Source organism: Stenotrophomonas sp. 96582_Sma (assembly GCF_056480905.1).
The window spans coordinates 2,427,229-2,447,618 of the sequence record NZ_CM151122.1 but is presented as its reverse complement, the minus strand read 5'-3'; the positions used below and the strand labels follow the sequence as shown (position 1 = coordinate 2,447,618).

General features: G+C 65.0%; 26 protein-coding genes. 18 read left to right on the top strand and 8 right to left on the bottom strand.

All coding sequences use genetic code 11. The annotated features are described in order from the left end of the window. Positions 1-26 precede the first annotated feature (26 nt). Positions 27-503, top strand: coding sequence for a nuclear transport factor 2 family protein (locus ACZK2R_RS11390; RefSeq protein WP_125893215.1), 477 nt, complete (start codon positions 27-29; stop codon positions 501-503). 272 nt (positions 504-775) lie between these two features. Then, the gene (locus ACZK2R_RS11385) at positions 776-1,696 is read left to right on the top strand and encodes an MBL fold metallo-hydrolase (protein WP_125893217.1); all 921 of its coding nucleotides are present in this window, start codon (positions 776-778) and stop codon (positions 1,694-1,696) included. Between the two features lie 116 nt (positions 1,697-1,812). Here the strand turns inward: ACZK2R_RS11385 and ACZK2R_RS11380 are convergent, their stop codons facing one another. The 3 genes from ACZK2R_RS11380 to ACZK2R_RS11370 all read right to left on the bottom strand — a co-directional run bounded on the left by ACZK2R_RS11380 (position 1,813) and on the right by ACZK2R_RS11370 (position 3,709). Then, the gene (locus ACZK2R_RS11380; protein ID WP_125893219.1) at positions 1,813-2,694 is read right to left on the bottom strand and encodes an RNA polymerase sigma-70 factor; all 882 of its coding nucleotides are present in this window, start codon (positions 2,692-2,694) and stop codon (positions 1,813-1,815) included. 75 nt (positions 2,695-2,769) lie between these two features. Further along, a complete protein-coding gene (locus ACZK2R_RS11375) occupies positions 2,770-3,174 on the bottom strand; it encodes a cupin domain-containing protein (RefSeq protein ID WP_125893221.1) in 405 nt (134 codons plus the stop codon). Positions 3,175-3,229: 55 nt separating this feature from the next. Next, positions 3,230-3,709: a carboxymuconolactone decarboxylase family protein gene (locus tag ACZK2R_RS11370; protein ID WP_125893223.1), complete on the bottom strand. Its 480-nt coding sequence runs from the start codon at positions 3,707-3,709 to the stop codon at positions 3,230-3,232. An 89-nt stretch (positions 3,710-3,798) separates the two neighbouring features. On the opposite strand from ACZK2R_RS11370, the gene ACZK2R_RS11365 reads away from it, so the two are divergent. The 6 genes from ACZK2R_RS11365 (at position 3,799) to ACZK2R_RS11340 (ending at position 7,451) form a co-directional block, all read left to right on the top strand. Beyond that, positions 3,799-4,107 (top strand): sigma factor-like helix-turn-helix DNA-binding protein, encoded by a 309-nt coding sequence (locus ACZK2R_RS11365; protein WP_071228235.1) that lies wholly within the window; start codon positions 3,799-3,801, stop codon positions 4,105-4,107. Continuing rightward, on the top strand, positions 4,104-5,135 hold the full coding sequence (locus ACZK2R_RS11360) for a LysR family transcriptional regulator (RefSeq protein WP_125893225.1): 1,032 nt from the start codon (positions 4,104-4,106) through the stop codon (positions 5,133-5,135). Before ACZK2R_RS11365 ends, ACZK2R_RS11360 begins: the two co-directional genes overlap by 4 nt. Positions 5,136-5,263: 128 nt before the next feature. Then, entirely contained in the window at positions 5,264-6,031 is a 768-nt protein-coding gene (locus ACZK2R_RS11355) for an SDR family oxidoreductase (RefSeq protein ID WP_125893227.1), read from the top strand. Between the two features lie 21 nt (positions 6,032-6,052). Continuing rightward, on the top strand, positions 6,053-6,607 hold the full coding sequence (locus ACZK2R_RS11350; RefSeq protein ID WP_125893229.1) for an Ohr family peroxiredoxin: 555 nt from the start codon (positions 6,053-6,055) through the stop codon (positions 6,605-6,607). Continuing rightward, positions 6,592-6,888 (top strand): hypothetical protein, encoded by a 297-nt coding sequence (locus ACZK2R_RS11345; RefSeq protein ID WP_180837066.1) that lies wholly within the window; start codon positions 6,592-6,594, stop codon positions 6,886-6,888. Before ACZK2R_RS11350 ends, ACZK2R_RS11345 begins: the two co-directional genes overlap by 16 nt. 113 nt (positions 6,889-7,001) lie before the next feature. Next, a complete protein-coding gene (locus ACZK2R_RS11340; RefSeq protein WP_125893231.1) occupies positions 7,002-7,451 on the top strand; it encodes a BLUF domain-containing protein in 450 nt (149 codons plus the stop codon). A gap of 43 nt (positions 7,452-7,494) precedes the next feature. On the opposite strand, the gene ACZK2R_RS11335 is transcribed toward ACZK2R_RS11340, so the two are convergent. Beyond that, positions 7,495-7,848, bottom strand: a complete 354-nt coding sequence (locus ACZK2R_RS11335; protein ID WP_087922597.1) for a response regulator — start codon at positions 7,846-7,848, stop codon at positions 7,495-7,497. Between the two features lie 3 nt (positions 7,849-7,851). Continuing rightward, positions 7,852-8,985 (bottom strand): two-component system sensor histidine kinase NtrB, encoded by a 1,134-nt coding sequence (locus ACZK2R_RS11330; RefSeq protein WP_125893233.1) that lies wholly within the window; start codon positions 8,983-8,985, stop codon positions 7,852-7,854. A 149-nt stretch (positions 8,986-9,134) separates the two neighbouring features. Between ACZK2R_RS11330 and ACZK2R_RS11325 the strand changes: the two genes are divergently transcribed. From ACZK2R_RS11325 to ACZK2R_RS11295, 7 genes are all read left to right on the top strand, one after another. Further along, positions 9,135-9,611 (top strand): hypothetical protein, encoded by a 477-nt coding sequence (locus ACZK2R_RS11325; protein WP_219630813.1) that lies wholly within the window; start codon positions 9,135-9,137, stop codon positions 9,609-9,611. Between the two features lie 171 nt (positions 9,612-9,782). After that, the gene (gene paoA, locus ACZK2R_RS11320; protein ID WP_125893236.1) at positions 9,783-10,430 is read left to right on the top strand and encodes an aldehyde dehydrogenase iron-sulfur subunit PaoA; all 648 of its coding nucleotides are present in this window, start codon (positions 9,783-9,785) and stop codon (positions 10,428-10,430) included. Next, a complete protein-coding gene (locus tag ACZK2R_RS11315) occupies positions 10,427-11,377 on the top strand; it encodes an FAD binding domain-containing protein (RefSeq protein WP_180837064.1) in 951 nt (316 codons plus the stop codon). The genes paoA and ACZK2R_RS11315 overlap by 4 nt, the downstream gene beginning before the upstream one ends. Continuing rightward, positions 11,377-13,581 carry an aldehyde oxidoreductase molybdenum-binding subunit PaoC gene (paoC, locus tag ACZK2R_RS11310; protein WP_478488006.1) on the top strand — a complete coding sequence of 735 codons (2,205 nt, stop codon included), beginning with the start codon at positions 11,377-11,379 and terminating at the stop codon, positions 13,579-13,581. Before ACZK2R_RS11315 ends, paoC begins: the two co-directional genes overlap by 1 nt. 9 nt (positions 13,582-13,590) lie before the next feature. Continuing rightward, a complete protein-coding gene (locus tag ACZK2R_RS11305) occupies positions 13,591-14,652 on the top strand; it encodes an XdhC family protein (protein WP_180837060.1) in 1,062 nt (353 codons plus the stop codon). Next, positions 14,628-15,251, top strand: coding sequence for a nucleotidyltransferase family protein (locus ACZK2R_RS11300; protein ID WP_180837058.1), 624 nt, complete (start codon positions 14,628-14,630; stop codon positions 15,249-15,251). The genes ACZK2R_RS11305 and ACZK2R_RS11300 overlap by 25 nt, the downstream gene beginning before the upstream one ends. A 321-nt stretch (positions 15,252-15,572) precedes the next feature. Next, positions 15,573-16,304, top strand: coding sequence for a hypothetical protein (locus tag ACZK2R_RS11295; protein ID WP_180837056.1), 732 nt, complete (start codon positions 15,573-15,575; stop codon positions 16,302-16,304). A 17-nt stretch (positions 16,305-16,321) separates the two neighbouring features. Here the strand turns inward: ACZK2R_RS11295 and ACZK2R_RS11290 are convergent, their stop codons facing one another. From ACZK2R_RS11290 to ACZK2R_RS11280, 3 genes are all read right to left on the bottom strand, one after another. Then, positions 16,322-16,795: a hypothetical protein gene (locus ACZK2R_RS11290; RefSeq protein WP_478488003.1), complete on the bottom strand. Its 474-nt coding sequence runs from the start codon at positions 16,793-16,795 to the stop codon at positions 16,322-16,324. After that, positions 16,792-17,148, bottom strand: a complete 357-nt coding sequence (locus tag ACZK2R_RS11285) for a hypothetical protein (RefSeq protein WP_049401575.1) — start codon at positions 17,146-17,148, stop codon at positions 16,792-16,794. The genes ACZK2R_RS11290 and ACZK2R_RS11285 overlap by 4 nt, the downstream gene beginning before the upstream one ends. A 454-nt stretch (positions 17,149-17,602) precedes the next feature. After that, positions 17,603-18,358 carry a tetratricopeptide repeat protein gene (locus tag ACZK2R_RS11280; protein WP_180837052.1) on the bottom strand — a complete coding sequence of 252 codons (756 nt, stop codon included), beginning with the start codon at positions 18,356-18,358 and terminating at the stop codon, positions 17,603-17,605. A gap of 167 nt (positions 18,359-18,525) precedes the next feature. On the opposite strand from ACZK2R_RS11280, the gene ACZK2R_RS11275 reads away from it, so the two are divergent. From ACZK2R_RS11275 to ACZK2R_RS11265, 3 genes are all read left to right on the top strand, one after another. Further along, a complete protein-coding gene (locus ACZK2R_RS11275; RefSeq protein ID WP_180837051.1) occupies positions 18,526-19,245 on the top strand; it encodes a hypothetical protein in 720 nt (239 codons plus the stop codon). Between the two features lie 231 nt (positions 19,246-19,476). After that, positions 19,477-19,749 carry a hypothetical protein gene (locus tag ACZK2R_RS11270; RefSeq protein ID WP_180837049.1) on the top strand — a complete coding sequence of 91 codons (273 nt, stop codon included), beginning with the start codon at positions 19,477-19,479 and terminating at the stop codon, positions 19,747-19,749. A 186-nt stretch (positions 19,750-19,935) separates the two neighbouring features. Further along, positions 19,936-20,337, top strand: a complete 402-nt coding sequence (locus ACZK2R_RS11265; RefSeq protein WP_478488000.1) for a hypothetical protein — start codon at positions 19,936-19,938, stop codon at positions 20,335-20,337. The last annotated feature ends 53 nt before the right edge of the window (positions 20,338-20,390 follow it).

Below are 20,390 nucleotides of genomic sequence, written 5' to 3'. Positions count from 1 at the left end.
TCATCCACTTGATTGGAGGTCCCACCGTGTCCATTGAAGCACCCCGTCCGCCACTTCCCCCGTTCACCCGTGAATCGGCCATCGAGAAGGTTCGTCTTGCCGAAGACGGCTGGAACACCCTCGATGCCGACAAGGTTTCGCTGGCCTATTCGCTGGACACCGAGTGGCGCAATCGTGCCGAGTTCACCCATGGCCGCGAGGAAGCGCGGCAGTTCCTGGCCCGCAAGTGGAACAAGGAGCTTGAGTACCGGCTGATCAAGGAGCTATGGGCCTTCACCGACAATCGTATTGCCGTGCGCTACGCCTATGAGTGGCATGACGACTCCGGCAACTGGTTCCGTTCCTATGGAAACGAGAACTGGGAATTCGGTGCGGATGGCCTGATGCAACGCCGGTTCTCGAGCATCAACGACATGCCGATCAAGGAAAGCGACCGCAAGTTCCACTGGCCGCTGGGGCGCCGCCCCGATGATCATCCGGGGCTGTCTGATCTGGGTATGTGATTCGCATTGCTTCCCGGAATGCAACATCACGTCCCCCTCCACGGGCCTACCGCAGCAACGGTGTGCTGCCTAGCCTGATCGCACACGGCAAAAGCCGTGTTCCGGGCCCACCGCTTGCGCAGTGGCCCGTCTTCCCATGAACCCTGCAGCGTTGGCCTGCCAGGCATCCGTGCCCTGGCAACGCCACGCCCTGCGCCGTGGGAAAGCGCCCGGAATCGTTCGCGCCAGCCTTGCATCGCTGCCCGCCCAATGCCCCTACGTGGAGATCCCTCATGTTCAGTCTGGAAAACACCGCCGCGCCCATTGCCCCCGCCCTCGATGAACTGGTGCCCTCGCGCTACGCCCTCAAGGTGGGCGACGTCGAAGTGCTGGTGATCAGCGATGGCGTCCTGCCGTTGCCCACCCAGATGCTCGGCCACAACGTACCAGCCGCCGACCGTGCCGAATGGTTCGAAGAGATGTACCTGCCGCAGGATGCCTTCGACTGGGCATTAAACGTGATGGTGGTGCACAGCGGTGATCGCACCATCCTCATCGATGCCGGCCTGGGCATGGACCCGGACCTGCAGCTGCCGCGCGCCGGCCAGTTGATCCGCCGCCTCGGTGCCGCCGGCATCAACCTGGGCGAAATCACCGATGTGGTGATCACCCACATGCACATGGACCACGTCGGCGGGCTGCTGGTTGAAGGCGTGAAGAAACAGCTGCGCCCGGACCTGAAGATCCACGTGGCCGCGGCAGAGGTGGAGTTCTGGAAGTCGCCGGACTTCAGCCGCACCAACATGCCGCAGGGGTTCCCCGATGCGCTGCGCGCCACGGCCAAGCACTTCTGGGCCGAGTACAGCAGCTACGTGCACACCTTCCAGGATGAACAGCAGATCGCACCGGGCGTGACGGCCCGCCGAACCGGAGGGCATACCCCAGGCCACTGCGTGGTGCGCGTGGCGTCTGCCGGGCAGGCCCTGACCTTTGCCGGTGACGCGGTGTTCGCGGTCGGCTTCGACCAGCCGAACTGGCACAACGGCTTCGAGCATGACCCGGAGGAATCCGCGCGCGTCCGCATCGCCCTGCTGAAGGAACTGGCAGGCACCGGTGAAATGCTGGTGGCCACGCATCTTCCGTTCCCGTCAGTGGGCCGGGTGTCGCTGGAGGGCGAGACCTTCCGCTGGGTGCCGGTGTTCTGGGACTTCTGATCGGATCCTGCCGCCGCTGCGCAGGCAGACGTTCACGATCGGGGCGCATCGGCGCCCCGGTCGAATCCCGCAAGGATGAGGTCGACAATGGATGCCGTCCACGCGGGGCGCGGGATCTACTGGATGGAGGTGGGCAGTGCCAGCCGCTGCAGCTTGTGCGGGTTGCGCTGCACCAGGATCTGCGTGATCCGTTCGCCATCGGTCTCGAAGGCCATCGCCGCTTCCAGCTCGCCATCGAAATAGCGCAGCAGTCCCAGCCGTCCGTTGAGCATGGCCGGCACCATCCGCAGTTGCGCGCTGCGCCGCAGGTGCGGGGCATACAGCAGTTGGGCAATGCGTGCGCCCCCGACCATCGGTTTGGGGAAGCTGGTGACGATGCCGCCGCCGTCACCCACCAGCTCGGCCGACTCGGCCATCAGCGCCTTCATCGTGCGGAAGTCGCCACTGGATGCGGCCTCGGCGAAGCGGCGCAGCAGTTTCTGGTGCACGTCCTGCGGGACGTTGTAGCGCGGGCGCTCCTGCCTGAGCTGCAGGCGTGCGCGATGCACGATCTGCCGGCAGGCGGCTTCTGTCTTGTCCAGGGTGCGCGCGACCACCGCGTAGTCCTGATCGAACACATCGTGCAGCAGGAAGGCCGCACGCGCATCCGGTGCCAACCGTTCCAGCACGCTGAGGAAGGCGAGCGACAGATCGCTGGCGGTTTCCAGTACATATTCAGGGGTGCTGGTGTCATCGGTCAGCAGCGGCTCGGGCAACCACATGCCGACATAGTGTTCGCGCGTATGCCGTGCCAGGCGCAGGCCATCAATGGCGCGACGGGTGGTGGTGGCGACCAGCCAGGCTTCGGGATTCTCGATCCGTGACTGGTCGGCGCCATGCCAGCGCAGCCAGACGTCCTGCACCACGTCCTCGGCTTCGTGCGAAGACCCGAGCATGCGGTAGGCCACGCCGAACAGGCGCGGGCGGAGGCGGGAAAACAGCGCAGTGGAATCGTCCATGCCAGCGTAGACGGGACAGGTCCCCGGATTGTGACACCCGGGGACCTGTCGTTGGTGCCAGCGCCGGACGTGCGATCAGTGCGGCGGCAGAACCGCCGGCTTGCCGATGTCCTTGATCAGGAACACCACGAACTTCGCCGGCTCGGTAGCGCTGGCGTTGCGACCTACGGTGTGCAGATCGGCCGGGCCTTCATGGAAGGCCTCGCCCGGGCCGAGGGTGACTTCCTTGCCGCCGGCCACGCCCATCACGATCCGTCCTTCCAGGACGTAGACGAAGCCATGGGCATCGTGGCGGTGCACCGGATCGGCGCCACCCGGCGGGTATTCCACGGTAAGGATCAGCGCTTCCTTGCCGGGCTGCTCCGGCAGGGCCCGGGTCATCACCTCGTGCACCAGGGGCTCGGGCGCAGCAGGGGGCGGGGTGGCGGCAGCGCTGCACAGTGGCAGCAGCGCAAGCAGGGCCAGAACAGAACGACGCATGGCAGGTCTCCAGTGCGGTAGGGGAGGGTCGCTGCATGGGGCAGCGGCGGAACGATCAGGCCAGGTCGGCCTTGTCCAGGCCAAAGGCCGCGTCCAGGGTGCCGGGCGTAGTACGGAAGGCGACGTTGGCGCGGTTCCAGGCGTTGATCGCCATCACCGCATGGGTCAGGTCGACGATCTCCTGCTCGGACAGCTGGCCGCGCACGCGCGTGTACAGTTCGTCGGGCACACCCTGCGCCGGCAGCTGGGTCAGCACCTCGGTCCAGGCCAGGCAGGCGCGCTCGCGCGGGCTGAACAGCGTCGATTCACGCCATGCCGCCAGGTGATGCAGGCGCAGTGGGCGCTCGCCGCGCAGGGTGGCCTCCTTCACGTGCATGTCCAGGCAGAAGCCGCAGCCGTTGAGCTGCGATGCACGGATGTTGACCAGATCGATGATGGCCGCTTCGATCGAGGCGGTATGGGCGGCATGCGAGTACAGGCCGAGCTTCTTGAACAGTTCGGGGGATTGCGCGGCGTAATCCAGACGTGCGGTCATGGCGTGTTCCTGTAGCGAGTGAAGGACACAGCGAGGCTAGGCCTGCGCCCGCACTACCGGTAGGCCGGGGCCGGGCCGCATGCTGTTGCATGAAAAACACCAATGGCCTGTCACAGCGGCCGATGCTCGGCCGTCTGCCGGGCATGGACACCGCATCGCACCTGCGCACCGCATTCCGCCCTGCCAGCGAACAGGTCTGGCAGACCTTCCTGGCCGCACTGCGCGAATTGCCGCCCGATGCACGTGCGGTGCTGTTGCTGCACGACGTACTGGGCGCCGGGTTCGAGGACATCGTGCCCCTGCTGGGGCTCGACCTTTCCGCGTGCAGGCAACGCCTCGCGCTGGCGCGGAACCACCTGCACGCGCACCGTGCCCGCCTGGAGCCAGGCCGCCCATGAACACCGCACAGCCCAGCCCGGCCAGCGACGGCCACGATGCGCTCAATGCATCCTTCTCCACCAGCTACGCCGGCGTGCTGGCCTTCATCGCAGTGGCGGCCGAGGGCAGTTTCGCGCGCGCGGCCGACCGCCTTGGCATCGGCCGTTCGGCCGTCAGCCGCAGCGTGCAGAAGCTGGAAAGCCAGCTGGGCGTGCGGTTGTTCCTGCGCACCACGCGCTCGACCACGCTGACCCGTGAAGGCGAGCTGTTCCTGGAGGGCTGCAACCCGGGCGTGAACTGCATCCTGCAGGCGCTGGAGGAAATGCGCGACCTGCGCGAGGGCCCGCCGCGCGGGCACCTGCGCATCAGTGCCAGCCACGGCTTCGGCCGGCGGGTGATCGCCCCCTTGCTGGCCGCCTTCCGCGCCGAGTACCCGCAGGTCTCGGTAGAACTGCTGCTGGACGAGCAGGCCCCCGACCTGGCTGGTGACCGCATCGATGTGGCGTTCCGCGACGGCCTGCTGGAAGACAGCCAGGTGATCGCCAAGCAGCTGGTGCCGATGCAGCTGGTGGTGTGCGCGTCACCGGCGTACGTGCGGGCGCATGGTCTACCGTCGTCGGTGGATGCGCTGTCCACGCATGCCTGCATCGGGCGGCGCCTGCCGGGTGGGCGCATGCAGCCCTGGGAATTCCGGGTCGACGGCACCGATGTGCACCTGCAGCCGCCGGCCGCACTGGTGTTCAACGATGCCGACCTGGCCCTGCAGGCCGTCATCGACGGGCTGGGCATCGCCCAGCTGCCCAGCTATCAGATACGTGAAGCGCTGTGGGCGGGCAGGGTGGTGACCTGCCTGGATCGGCATGCGCCGCTCGATCGCGGCCACTACCTGTGCTACCTCAGCCGCCGCCAGCTTCCCAAGCGCGTGCGGGCCTTCATCGACTTCAGCACGCAGCGGGTGCGCGCGCTCGAACTGGATGTGATCTCGCACTGGGAGGCGCGCCAACAGGCCACGCCCATGAAACCAGGCGCACAGCCCGCCTGGGCCTGAAGCATTGGTGCGTGCCGGGCAACAGTGCGCGCCCCAGCGCGGATCTACTGCCCCGCACCCACGCTGTCTACGATTCCAGCATGCCCGGCCACAGCCGGTCGCCCCTTCTACATTCCAGGAGACACGTCATGAAATTCCTCGTCATCGGTGGTACCGGCCGCATCGGCAGCAAGGTGGTGGAGCGCCTGCGTACCGCCGGGCATGACATCGTGGTGGCAGCGCCCTCCACCGGCGTGGATGTGCTGACCGGCGAAGGCCTGGACGCCGCCATGGAAGGCGTCGACGTGGTGGTGGACCTCGCCAACTCGCCCTCGTTCGAAGACGCGGCAGTGCTTTCGTTCTTCGTGACCGCTGGCCACAACATCCTGACCGCCGCCGCCCGTGCCGGCGTACGCCACCACGTTGCGCTTTCCGTCGTAGGCACCGACAAGCTTGCGGCCAGCGGCTACTTCCGCGGCAAGATCGCCCAGGAGCGCCTGATCCGCGATTCGGGCCTGCCACACACCATCATCCATTCCACGCAGTTCTTCGAGTTCCTGCCAGGCATCATCCAGTCCGCCGGCAACGGGGAGACCCTGCACCTGCCGGCCGCCGACGTTCAGCCGATTGCCGCCGAGGATGTTGCCGAAGCGGTGGCACGCATCGCGCAGCAGCCACCCCGCAATGGCGTCGTGGAAATTGCGGGCCCCCAGCGCGCCGCGATGGCGGATCTGGCCAGGCAGTATCTGCAGCGGACCGGCGACCCGCGGCAGGTCGTGGCAGACGCCGAGGCCCTGTACTTCGGTGCGCCGCTGCAGATCGATACGCTGGTGCCGGTGGGGCAGGCGTGGCTGGGGCAGGTCGGCTTCGACGCCTGGCTGCAGCAGTCCGGCCTGTTGCAGCGGCAGCCCGCCTGAGCAGCCATCGATCACTTGCCAATGACCGAGCTGAAGCCACCTTCGCCCGCCATGCTGGACCGCTACCAGGGCGTCGACGTGCAGCCGCTGTACACCGGCCGCGTGCGGGTGAGCGGTGGCCAGGCCCAGCACGGGCGCGCGTCCGGCGTGGTGCGATCGGACGACGGTGCACTGGCGGTGGACCTGCGCCTGCCGCCGGAATTCGGCGGGCCCGGCGGTGGCTCCAATCCCGAGCAGCTATTGGCCGCAAGCTACGCCGGTTGCTTCCACGGCGCCATGGTACTGGTGGCCGCGCGTGCCGGCCTGCTGCTGCACAACCCCAGCGTCGAAGTGGCGGTGACCTTCGCCCGTGATCCGGCAGATGGGCTGTACCTGCTGTCTGCCGAGGTCGTGGTCCATCTTCCCGGCATGGATGCGAACCTGGCCTGCGAACTGGTGCGCAACACCGAACGCGTCTGCCCCTACGCCAAGATGTTCCATCGTGGCATCAGCGATGCCGTGCGTGTCCGGGTGGCCGCAGAACGTGGCGCAGCTCAGGCCTGCAGCGACGCGGGTGGCGCATGTCCCAGCACGTGATCGCATTCGACCAGGCGCGCGTTGCTGACAGCCTGCCGCTCACCACAGCCTGCGCAGGCAAGGAGCGTCCCTCCAGGCATGCCTTCCAGTTGAGGCACCTTCAGATGGGTGATGTGCCGGCACCGGTTGCATCGAATGCTGATCGCATTCACATGTTCCAGATGGCCCTGCTCGTCGCGGGCAGCGTCGAGGTCGAGAACGTAGAAGAAGCCTGTATCGGGCATTGCGGCATACCTGGAGATTTCGCGCATGGTGCACTGCGCATCGCCTCCATCTTGTGATGACGGCCCATATTCAGCGTCATGCGAAACTGAACTGTTGTGTATTTCTTCGACACCTCACATTGACACACGCCCCTTGCTGCTAGGGTCGTGTCTCATCAAGGAGGTGCACAATGCCCATCAGGGCGGTGGTATATGCAAGCGGTGCCGGCAAGGGCATCGCGGGCGACAGGCTGGGCTTGCCCAGCGGCAAGCTGGACTGGATCGTGGACGACGCAGCCCGCTTCAATCGTAATGCCGGGGTTACCGGCGTGCTCCTGTTCGATGGCGAGCGCTTCCTGCAGTATCTGGAGGGGCCGGAGGACGGACTGTCGGTAGCGTACTCACGTGTGCTGGGCGCCAGCAGCCACAATGGCATCGTTGAGCTGCAACGGGGCAGGGTGGGACAACGCCGCTTGCCTTTCTGGCCGATGAAGTGGCTGCCTGTTGAGCCGCAGGAACTGCGGCGGCTGGCACACGCCGACTGGACCCGCTTCAATCAGCGAGGCGACGCGGGCAATGCCAACGCAACCGCCATGGATCGCCTGGTGGGGCTTGTAGAGCCTTACGCCATCGCTGCTTGAGGCGCGCCTTCGCTGCTCCTGCTCGAACGTACGGGAGTGCAGCTCAGAACTGGCTCTTGATTGCAGCAATCAGCTGCGTGAAGCGATAGGGCTTGGAAAGGAACTGGACGTTGTCCGGCAACACAGGCAACTGCGAGCGGCTGTAGCCCGATGCCAGCAGGATGCGGGCGTCGGGCTGGACGGCGGCGGCTTCCGAGGCCACATCCAGGCCAGACACGCCTTCTGGCATGCTGTAATCAGTCACGACAATAGAGAACCGAGCGCTGCCGCGCAGGCATTGGATCGCTTCAACGCCATTGCGGGCGGTGGTCACCGCGAAGCCCTGGGCGGCAAGTGCATCCACAACGATCTCGCGAAGATCATCCTCGTCGTCGACAAATAGTACTGAAAGAGGCATTGGCTACTCGGCGACAGGGTAGTAGAGGGCGACAGAGGTTCCTGAGCCAGGCGTGCTGTCTACGCGGATGAAACCGCCCGATTGGCTGGTGAAGCCGAAGACCTGGCTGAGTCCCAACCCGCTGCCGCGTCCGACGGTTTTCGTGGTGAAGAAAGGCTCGAATACTCGTGCCTGATCGTCCGGCGCAATCCCTTCGCCGTTGTCTACCACGGTTATGCAGAGGAACCTGCCCGGTTCCTGGTGTGGGTCATCAGGATGACGTTCTGTCTGTAAACGCACTGTAATCTTGATGCATCCGCCGCTCGGCATTGCGTCACGGCTATTGCACACCAGATTGAGGATGGCGGAGTCCAGCTGGCCACGGTCGAGGTTGACGGACGGAAGATCGCCCGCAACGTCGAGCTCGACTGCAACCGCATCGCCGGCGGAACGTTGCAGCATGTCGTGCATGTCACGTATCGCCTTGCCGGCATCGAAACGTTCCGGTGCCAGTTCATGGCCACGCCCAAACGTCAGCAACTGCCGAGTCAGCAGGGCGCCTCGCTCTACCGATCTCAGGGCCGTGCGGATGTACTTGTCAGACACCTCGCCATGAGGCTGCGCGGAGATCAGATCCAGGCAGTTGGTGACGACGCTGAGCAGGTTGTTGAAGTCATGGGCAAGGCCCAGTGTCAGCTTGCCGATGGCCTCCATCTTCTGCGCCTGCAACAGCTCATGTTGTGCACTTCTCAGCTGCTCCTGGGCAAGGTAGCGCTCGGTTACATCCCGCGTGATCTTCGCGAAGCCGACGAGTACGCCATCCACCCTTACCGGGTCGATGACTACGCTGGCATGAAAGCGTGAGCCGTCCTTTCGAAGCCGCCAGCCTTCGCCCGCGTAGCGGCCTTCATTCGCGGCGATGGCCAGGTTGCGTGCGGGAACGTCGGTCGCAATATCTTCGGGCGTATAGAACCTGGCGTAGTTGGTGCCGACCACCTCATCCTTTCGATAGCCCTTGATGCGCTCTCCGCCGGGGTTCCAGGTGCGGATGACCCCGCGAGGGTCGAGCATGTAGATCGCGTAATCAGTGACGGAATTGACCAGAAGTCCAAATTGCTGCGACTCGTCGCCCAGATCGCCCGTGGGATGTGGAGTCATGGAGCGCCTTCCTTCGGGCCGATCAAGCTATGCTTCTGTTTGTTAGCTGTTTGTGAAAGTGAAGGTGGGCCTCCCATGTCGACGGATGGTCATTCAAGCCGCCTGCCACGCACCAGGGCGGCAGCGGCGGTCAGCCCCACAGCGTCGACATGCCGTCGCACCGCATTGAAGACATTCACGGCATGGCGGACTTCATCAGCCGGTTCCCGTGGGTGGACACTACGCGCCTGGGCCGGCTGGGCATCTGTGGCGGTGGCGGCTATTCGTTGGCGGCCGCGCAGACAGGCTTCAAGGCCGCCACGATCAGCCTGTTCAACTCCGGTCGCGTGCGCCGCAATGGCTATGCCGACTCGCAGCTGGATACTCTCCAGCAGCGGCTGCAGCAGGCTTCACAGGCCCATGCGCAGGAATCCGCCGGCGGCGAAGTGTTGTACTCCGGCGGTGCCAACCTCAGCGACGAGCAGATCGCCAAGCTTCCGTTCGACCTGTATCGGCAGGGCTATGAGTACTGGATGCGAATCTGGGCGCGGTGGATTTGGTGTTGGATGGAGCCGAACTGGCACGCATCAGTGAGCGGGTGGCGAAGATCAGTGTCAGTGGCGCACGTTTGCCAGAGGCGGCGTTGAAGATGACCTGCCAGTAGGCTCGGCCGACGATGCCGGCACACCCTGGACAGGCTTCACAGATCTGTACTGCCCAAGCGGGCATAGTGCCCTTTGGGTAGTCTGAGCGCGTCCATCCAGCCACGGGGTTTCCCCGAACGCCAGGAGGTCACTGTGCCAAGTTGGGACGAAGGAGTGAAGTTGACGCGTCGCCAGGTGATCGCCGGCGGCGCCACGACCATGGCGATGTCCGCCGCACCGGGGGCATCATCGTTTGCCGCCGAACTGGCGGCGTCCCCACCGCCCAGGCCGCCGGTCATCAGCACGGTGGCGTTGACCGTCAACGGCACGCATCGTGAGCTCGAGCTGGACACGCGGACCACGCTGCTCGACGCCCTGCGCGAACATCTGAAACTGACCGGCACCAAGAAGGGCTGCGACCACGGTCAATGCGGTGCCTGTACCGTGCTGGTCAACGGCGAGCGCATCAATGCCTGCCTCAGCCTGGCGGTGCAGCACCAGGGCGATACCATCACTACCATCGAAGGCCTCGGAACCCCTGATGACCTGCATCCGATGCAGGCCGCCTTCATCAAGCATGACGGCTACCAGTGCGGGTACTGCACGCCGGGGCAGATCTGTTCGGCGGTGGCGGTACTGGACGAGATCAAGCGCGGCGTCCCCAGCCATGCGCAGGCCGATGTCAGCGCACGGCCCCAGGCCACCAACATGGAGATGCGCGAACGCATGAGCGGCAACCTCTGCCGCTGCGGCGCGTATTCCAACATTGCCGAGGCGATGCAAGAGGTCGCTGGCGTTACCTCTGGAAGGGAGCGCTCATGAAAGTCTTCAGTTACGAGCGCGCGAAGTCTCCTGCCGAGGCCGCCAAGGCCGTCGCAGGCACCGAGGGCGCGAAGTTCCTGGCGGGAGGAACCAACCTGCTCGACCTGATGAAGCTGGAGGTCGAGACGCCCGCGCACCTGGTCGACGTGCAGGACATCGGCCTGGACAGGATCGAACCCACCGACGAGGGCGGCCTGCGCATCGGCACGCTGGTCACCAATACCGCGCTGGCCTCGCATGAGCGCGTGCGCCGCGACTACAGTGTGCTGACCCGCGCGATCATGGCAGGCGCGTCCGGGCAGCTGCGCAACAAAGCCACCACCGGCGGCAACCTGCTGCAGCGCACGCGCTGCCCGTACTTCTACGACCCCCATCTGCCCTGCAACAAGCGCCTGCCGGGATCAGGCTGCGGCGCGCTTGAGGGGTTCTCCCGGCAGATGGGCGTGATCGGTACCTCGGACAGCTGCATCGCGACCTATCCGGGCGACATGGCGGTGGCCTTGCGCGTGCTGGACGCCTCGATCCAGACCGTCAAGGGCGATGGCAGCACGCGCAGCATTCCGATTGCCGAGTTCCATCGTTCCCCGGGCGACACGCCACAACAGGACAACGTGCTGCAGCGCGGTGAGCTGATCACCCACGTCACGCTGCCGGAACCGCTGGGCGGCCGGCACGCGTACCACAAGGTACGTGACCGCGCGTCCTATGCGTTCGCACTGGTGTCGGTCGCCGCGGTCGTGCAGCGTGACGGCTCGGCGCGATTCGCGTTCGGCGGGGTCGCGCCGAAGCCGTGGCGCATCGAAGCAGCCGAACCGCTGCTGCGCGACAGCGTCAAGGCCGCGACCCGGCAGGTGTTCGCCGGTGCCCGTCCAACGCAGGAGAACGCGTTCAAGATCGCGCTTGCCGAGCGCACCCTCGCAGCCGTTCTGGCCGAAGGAGAGCGCTGATGCCCCTCGAATTCAACGCCCCCGCCGGTGACAACCTGTTCGACAAGGCCAAGGTTGTCGGCAAGTCGACGCCCCGCATTGATGGCCCACGCAAGACCACCGGCACCGCCCCGTATGCCTACGAGCGCCATGACGTCGCGCCAAACCAGGCCTACGGCTACATCGTCGGCGCGGGCATCGGCAAGGGGCGCATCATTTCGATGGATGCCTCCCGTGCACGTGCCGCCCCCGGCGTACTGGCGGTGATCACCGCACCGGAGACCAAACCGGTCGGCACATCCAACTGGAACAATGCGCCACTGTTCGGCGGGCCCGAGGTCGCCCATTACCACCAGGCCATTGCCTGCGTGGTAGCAGAGACCTTCGAGCAGGCCCGCGCCGCTGCGGCGTTGATCCGCACCCGTTACGAGCGCGGCAAGGGGCGCTTCGATTTCCCAGCGCTGGCGCCGTCCGCGCCCCTGGCAAAGGGGCGCGGTGGCAAGCCCGACCGGCAGACGCTCGGCGATTTCGACAGCGCCTACGCGAGCGCGACGGTCAAGCTGGACGAGACTTACCACACAGCCGACGAAAGTCATTCGATGATGGAGCCGCACGCCACCATCGCCGCCTGGGAAGGCGACACCCTCACCCTGTGGACCTCGAACCAGATGATCGACTGGGCCAAACAGGGCATGGCCGCGATCCTCGGCATCGATCCCGACAAGGTGCGTCTGGACTCGCCCTATATCGGCGGCGGCTTCGGCGGTAAGCTGTTCATCCGCGCCGATGCAGTGCTGGCCGCACTGGCCGCCAAGCAGGTCGGGCGGCCGGTGAAGATCGCGCTGCAACGCCCGTTGATGCCCAACAACACCACGCACCGGCACGCGACCATCCAACGCGTCCGGATCGGTTGCGCGAAAGACGGCAGGATCTCCGCCATCGCCCATGAGAACTGGTCGGGCAACATCAACGGCGAGGACGGCGAGAACGGCACCCTGCAGACGCCCAAGCTCTATGCAGGCGCCAACCGCCTGGTGGCCAACTACATCGCCACGCTCGACATGCCCGAAGGCAATGCAATGCGCGCGCCGGGCGAGGCGCCGGGCCACATGGCGCTGGAAGTGGCGATGGACGAAATGGCCGAGAAGCTGGGCCTCGACCCGATCGCGTTCCGCATCCTCAACGAACCCGAGGTCGTGCCCGGCGATCCGTCCAAGAAGTTCTCCGACCGCAACCTGGTGCGCTGCCTGCGCGAGGGCGCGGAGCGCTTCAACTGGAACAAGCGCAACGCCAAGCCGGCGCAGGTAAGGGAAGGGCACTGGCTGGTCGGCATGGGCGTGTCCGCGGGCTATCGGGGCGCGCCGACGATGAAGTCGGCGGCGCGGGTGCGGCTTGACGGCCAGGGTGGGGTGATCGTGGAAACCGACATGACCGACATCGGCACCGGCTCCTACACGATCATCGCGCAGACGGCAGCCGAGACCATGGGCGTGCCGCTGGACCGGGTCCAGGTGACCCTCGGCGATTCCCGTCATCCCGCCTCCGCCGGTTCCGGCGGCCAGTGGGGCGCGGCAAGCTCCACCGCAGGCGTGTACGCGGCGTGCGTCAGCCTGCGCCGCAAGGTGGGCGAGAAACTGGGCTTCGACGGCGACACCGCAAACTTCGCCAATGGCCGTATCCAAGCGGGCGGGCGAACCATCGACCTGGCCGAAGCGGGCACACTGTCGGCAGAGGACGGCATTGCCTTTGGCAAGTTCAAGCAGGGGTACGACGTTGGCACCTATGCAGCGCATTTCTGCGAGGTCGCCGTGCATGCCTACACCGGAGAGACGCGCATCCGCAGGATGCTTGCCGTATGCGATGGCGGCCGGATCCTCAATCCGCTGTCCGCACGCAGCCAGGTCATTGGCGGGATGGTGATGGGCGCAGGCGCGACCCTGATGGAGGAACTGGTGGTCGACAAACGGCTTGGTTTGTTCGTCAACCACGACCTTGCGGGCTACGAGGTTCCCGTACACGCCGACATTCCGCACCAGGACGTGGTCTTCCTCGACACGCTGGACCCGGTGATCTCGCCGATGAAGGCCAAGGGCGTGGGTGAGCTGGGCATCTGTGGGGTCGGCGCTGCGATCGCCAATGCGGTCTACAACGCCACCGGCGTGCGCGTGCGCAACTATCCCATCACCCTGGACAAGCTGTTGCCCGGCTTGCCCGACGTGGGCTGACCCTTGCGCATGGACCGACCCGTGGCCTCACCCGCCCTGGAGGCCTCTGCGGCAGAGGGAGTGGAGCCCAGGGATCCTGCCGTGCACCTGTCCGCAGCGCAGGGCTTCCTCGCCGAAGGCAGCCCGCGTAGCGTGCTCGAGGCGGCCTTGACGCGCGTGCGCGCAGGGGAGCACGCCGTGCTCGCGCTGGTGCTGGAAACCGATGGCTCTACCTACGCCGGTGCCGGCGACATGGTGCTGTTCTGCAACGGCAGCCAGGTCGGCTGGCTCAGCGGCGGATGCCTGGAGCCCGAGCTCGCGCGACGCGCGGAGCAGGTGAGCGCGGCAGGGCAGGTCGACTGGATCGAGATCGACACCCGCAGTGACGACGACCTGTTGAGTGGGTCCGCGCTAGGTTGCCGCGGACGGCTTCGGATTGCGCTTCTGCCGTTGCGGGTCATGACCGGCATCGACACCGTGATCGAGGCTTGGCTGCGCGAGGGGGTGTCACTCCAGCGCGACCTTCGCACGTCGGGGCAGATCGTTTTCCGCGCCGGCAATCGCGAGCAGGCATGGCAGCTGAATCCGATGGACGGGGCGCAGTCCTTTGGAGAAGCAGCGTGGTGTTTGCCGTTGCCCCGGCTTCCGCGGGCCCTGGTGTTGGGAGGCGGTCCCGAAACGCCCTTCCTGGTTCCGTTGCTGCGGGGCCTGGGATGGCGGGTCAGCGTGGCCGAACGACGAGCGCGCTGGACCTCAGCGGGGCAGGGCGCGGATGCACAGCTCCAGGTGAGCCCGGTCGAGGCCCTCCATGCCGACGCGTGCGACGCGGTACTGGTGATGCACCACGATTTCGAGCTGGACCGCGAGGCGCTGGTGGCCCTGGCCGATACCGAGGTTGCCTTTATTGGACTTCTGGGTCCGCGGCGAAGGCGTGAGGATCTGTTCAAGCTGCTGACACCGGATCAGCGCAACCGCCTGTCTTCCAGACTTCGGTCGCCGATCGGCCTGAACATCGGAGGTCGGGGGCCGGAGGCAATTTCGCTCAGCATCGCCGCGCAGCTGCAGCAATGGCGAAGCACCGCTGGCACGTGACGGCCACACATGCGGTCGTCGTGCTTGCTGCGGGCGGGAGCACCCGGCTTGGCCAGCCCAAGCAGCTTCTGACCCGGCAGGGCGAGACCCTTGTACATCGCGTAGTGCGGTTGGCGCTGGAGCTCGCGCCAGCGCAGGTGTTGGTGGTGGTGGGCGGGAACGCACAGGCCATGACATCCAGCATTGCCGGGCTGGATGCCACTCCGGTAACCAACCACCACTGGGAACGCGGCCTGGCCAGCAGCCTGCAGGTTGCAGGCACACACCTGCTGCCCGCGGTGGCCGCCGTGATGGTCGTGGCATGCGACCAGCCCGCGATCGAGCACTCCCATCTGCAGGCGTTGCTTTTGGGTGCCCGCGCCTCGGCGTCAGGGTGCGCTGGCACCCGTCATGGAGACGCGCTTGGCGTTCCTGCAGTCGTGCCGCGCGCATGGTTCAATCAGGTGGGTGCAAGCGGTGACCGCGGCTTCGGAGCGCGCTTGAGGCAGCTTCCCATCGATGCCGTGCATGCCCTTCAAGCGCCGGAGCTGGGCCTGGATATCGACACGCCAGAAGATCTCGCGCGTGCGCGCCTTGCGGGCTGGATCGATGCTGAGTGAGTCGCACCCTCGAGTGCTTGCGTAATGACGTTGCCGCCAACCTCGGCGTGCTGGCGGCTGCCGGTGGTGTTGCACTGACCGGGAGCGGCTGACCGGACATCGCAGCGGGTGCAGTGAGTGCGCTGTGGTTCCTCCGATCTGCGCTGAAGGTAATGGGCCAGGCGTGGCCGGCGTGGTGTGCAACGGTGAAGCCGTCAGGCGAGCGGGGTACAGGTGGAACGCCGCCTACCTTTCCAATACCCGCTTCCGGACCTGCTCAGATAGCTCTGGCTCGGCTAGGATGATGCCGCCGGCATCCGCGCCGGCGGGGCAGGGGACGCAATGGACATGCAGGCAGGGGGCGGAGTCGATTCGCCGGACCAGACGAAGCAGCAGGAACTGACCTTCCATTGGCTTTACCAGCGGGTACAAGGGCTGGCTGAGCACAGCATCTACCCCAAGGCCGGCCGGCTGGAGAGGTGGTCGTTGCGCGTGGGCGCCCTGGCGGCCGCCATCGGCATTCTCGGCAGCCAGCTGCCTGATCGATGGCTTCCGCTTACGGCCGCGCTGCTTCTGGTCAGGGTGTGCCTGGCGGTGGAGATCGGAGGCTTTGTCATCGGCGGATTTCTCGCGGCCCGCCGCGGAATCCGCCAGTTCGTGCAGCCACGGCTGTCGCACGCGCAGGAAATGGACGGCGAGTTTGCCCAGTGGCAAGCGGTGATCGCCGAGCTTCGAGGATTCCCCAGGGTCGAGCGTGAGCGCCGCCTCAAGTACGTCACCCACCTGCGCACAAGCATGATCGAGCGCATGGGGCTGATCTACGGAGGCCTGCAACGCCTCGGTCCATTTCCGCTGCTGATCGCTCTCTACCTGCAGTTCCGGCAGTGGAAATGGGGCGACTGGAGCAGCGCCTTTGACGTCGGCCAGCTGGGCGCATTCCTCATCTATGCGCTCGTACTGCTCTACCTCACAGGATGGCTGTTGACCGGCCTGCGCACGCGCCTGGACACCTACGTCGCACTTCTCGAAGGCTCCATACAAGAGCCCGAACCGGCCGAGACCGCGCACCTGTAAAGCCGAGCCATGCTCGGCTACTCCGCCGCACATCGCGCCCCATCGGGCACTACACCAGAGAGCTTCCCCAGCACCCGATCCATCAGAACAGGCTCCGGCACGCCAATCAGCACCTGTTCCAGATAGTCCATTGGCTGCAGCTGCCATTGAAGAAACCCCCGCAACTGCAGAACTTCGGGCGCCCGCTGCTCCGCATCCAGCGACGTCTGCATCAGCACGTGCTCTGGGCGATTCTCCAGCCACAGCACCGGAACGCCTCTGCAGTGAACCTGAAAGCTGCCGTGTTCTTTACGTTCCACGAAGTGGAATCCCTGCCATTGCCGAGCGTCCACGAACTGGATCGTCTGGCGGCGCAGATTTGAGAAGCGATAGCCAGGGATCGTCTCGAACGCGAGAGGCGAAGGTAGGGGGGCACAGGCCACTGGCACTGCGCCGTAACCACTGCAACCATGGACAGCGCCATGGCCGCCCAGCGGCAGCAGGCCACTCAACCCTCCGGGCGCACTCGATCGATGGCATGCGCCGTGAGTCCCAACCCGGCCATGATCAGGCCCTCCATGACGCGCGGGCCAACGTATTGCTCCAACTCACCGTTCTCGCGGGCGCGCTGTGCGGCCAGCAGGATTTCCAGCACCACGCGAAGACCCGCCAGCGAGCAGTCGGTGTCGGCCAGGGCGATGCGTCGGCCCGGCATTTGGTGGCGCTCTGGCCAGGGCTGACCATCGGAGGCGGCACCCGAACCGATGCTGTGTAGCAGGGCGACGAGCGTGTTCGGATCCAGCACGGGGCCGTTGGCGGGCGCGTCGTGGATCGCGTGCGGGGCAGGGGAGTGGGGCTGGGTCATGGCTGGGCTCCTTGCATGCAGAAGCCGCCACCGATAAAGGTGGCGGACGGTGCGAGGTTCGAAACCCGGTCTACGCTAAAACCGGCAGGCACAAGGCCTCCGCGCACCGCCCGCCATAGCCGGCCGACGGATTGCCAGCCGGCACCACCTGATGGGTGATGCCGGCTGGCAAGCGTTTACTTCAGCGTAGAACCGGGGTTTCGAATCCCGGCCACCGATGCACGGTGGCACGGCAAGGAATACGCGGACCTATGCGTGATGCCAATGCAGTAAGGCCGATGCCGACACCACTTTCAACATTTTCAGAATCGTTGCATACCGCGCAATGAGACTGGAGCCTTGCGCTGCAATGCTATCGGCGATGTCGGTGGTGCAGGCCTGCGAACTGTCGGTATCCGCCCGGCGGAGCCGTGAGCGAGGCGGATGCGACAGGATTGCCAAAGCCCGACAGGCGTCAGTAGCCCTTCATCGCGGCCTTGGTCCGCTCCAGCCAGGCGGCATTGTGGCTGCGCGCATGGCGCGACCAATGCTGCGCATCGTCGATGATGCTTGCGAACAGGCTGCGGGCCTGCTCGCGATCGTCGGGTTGCGGCTGCGCTATCAGCCATTCGGCGTAGAGGCAGCGAGCGGCCGCATCGTTTCCGCATTCCAAGGCGCGCTCGAATGCGGCGCGGGTGCCGGGCGCCTGGGTAACTGCCAGTGCCTGCGCGTAAAGCAGGGTCTGTTCCGGCTTGCGGCGCACATCCGGATGGCGGGCGAACAGGCCGTCCAGCGTCTCCACCGCCAGCGCGGCGTGCCCGGACTCAAGGCGGGCTCGGGCGAGGCCGGTCAGGATGTAGGGATCGTCACCCAGCGGCGAGCTGGCCGCCTGCTCGAGCAGGGTTCTGGCTTCCTCGGCCTGGCCTGCATCCAGTAGCGTCATGCCAAGACGAACCCGATTCTGCACGGTGGGCGTGCGCGCCAGCTCGGCGCGAGCGTTACGCAGGTCCTGGCCCGGATCCATGAGCTGCTTGGCGGAGCGGATGGCCTGCCGGGCGCCGCGCGAGTGGCGGACTTCCGGGAAGTAGATCGCCAGGAAGTAGACGACGCTGCCGAGCAGCGGGAACGAGAAGAGCAGGATGAGCCAATAGAGGCTCTGGCCCGAGCGGATGGCATGCACCGCGAAGTAGATGGCCGCCAGTACGTGGAGTCCGATTCCGATATAGGGCATGTGTGCCGCCTCGTCCTTGTGAGGGGTGGAACTATAGTAGGGGAGGGATGGGGCGCCAATGGGCTGGGGTAGTTGGGCGTGACGCGTCACGTTAATAGGGTTGGATCCTGCGAGGTGGAGCGCTCCATGTCACTATGCAGCGGGGCTGCATTGATGGAAGGGGATACATGGAACGTACGCAGAAGACGCTAACGATGGCTGATGTTGCTGGATGGGGTTCGGCGCTCATCACGTTCGGATTGATTCAAGGGGCCTTCTATCTGAAGGCGTATTGGGGCCACTTCGGCCTGGACCCATTTCAGTTTGTTGCGGTGAGCGAGCTTGCGCTGGCAGGGCTTGCAGGGATCGGCTTGGTGCTGTTCTTCATGCTGGTTGCGCTGCTGTTTGGCGGATGGGTTGAGGGGAAGGTGACGGCGAGCACGTCTCAAGCCAGTCTGCTGATGTGGCTGATCATGGCCCTTTGTCTTGTTGGAATGGGCGTCCTGCTTTGGTGGTCCAATGGGTGGCCCGTTCTGATAGGTGTAGCGCTGACTGGCATATGCGCAATCGCAGTGAGACTGTCACCAGTACTGCCAACTGCCGTAAAGGACTCGCCATGGCTGGTCTATGCCCTAGTGATGCTTGTCTATGTCCCGATCTCGTCAAGCTGGCTTGGCTTCGAGCGCGCAAGGGCGATCACTTCTGGCGGCAGCAAGTACACGATCAATGTGACTATTATTGATGAGAGGGCGCAGGGCAGCCTAAGCCTAGTGGGGCGCTTGGGTGATAGCTATGTGCTTTGGGACCCGTCGCGGAAGGCTGCAATTCTTGTGCCTGTGAGCGACGTGAGCAGGCTGGAGATCGTGCGAAAGGCCGTTTTGCCTTCAAAGTCAGTCCAGTCGCGATAAGGGATGTTTATCGGCGGTAGGGGGCATGGCACCTTTCGACGCAAAGCGGGCCTTCGACGTCGCTAGTGCCTGCCTCGTCGATCCGGCTATACGTCGGCTTGTTAGCCGGATCCAGTCGACCTAAGATAGAGACGTATCAAGGGGATAGCCCACCATACGTTGAGCTGTAGATAAGTCGTATAACTGGACTCAGGTGTCCGGCTATTGATTAGTTAGCGCTAAGGAAAGTCGATGCTCATTTCCCTACTTGCTGGCGGTTGGCTCATCCTTCTGGTTGGGCTTGGCTTGTTCCATACATGGAAGGCGCGTTCACATGTTGTCGCATTTAGATGGGGCGCAGTCATTGCTGGCGTAAACCTCGCAGCATCGCTAATAGTTCCAGCTCTTCTTCCGAAAGGCACCGATGCGCTTCAGATCAGTTTTGTCACCAATAGCTTCTTGTTGGCTGCGGCAATCGGGGCAAACATGATGGCCGGTGCTGCAACATTCAACCTGAAGCGCTAACAATTCATTCAAGCCGACGCCGCTTCGCGGCAAGGCCTAATTCAAGCGTTAGGCACTCCGATGCCCGTTCAAGCCACTAGTGAAAACCTTACTGCCGCTCTTGAACTAGCCGACGCATCGTCGCGGGGCGCTCGTGTGGAGCGGATCGAGTGGCTAGCTCAGCACTACTTCCATCCGGGGGCCGTGATGGGTGAGCTGGCTGTGCTCCACATGCTGGAAGAGGCTCGGCTCTGTTTCATCTCCGGCCACTTCGTCGGCGCATTGCTCCTCGCAACTTCTTTCGTAGAGCAGACCCTTAGCGAAGAACTTGAGAACGTGATGTCTCCGCAAGAGCGGCGCACATTCGAGCTTATGATTAAGTCTGGTCGGAAAATCCTGCCACTGCCTAACGATCTATTTGATCGCACAGACAGGCTTCGCCTACTACGGAATCCTTTCACTCATCGCAAGGCGCCTGATCACCCCGAGGCTTTCGGCACGCGATTCCTGGCAACCAAAGCGCATCCCGCTACGATACTGGAAGCGGATGCGAAGCTTGCCATGGAGGTCATGTATGAGTGGTTCCGGCGTACTCTGCGGAGTGCCTAATACTCATTCAAGCCGACGTTGCTTCGCAACGCGGATTACTTCAGGCGTTAGAA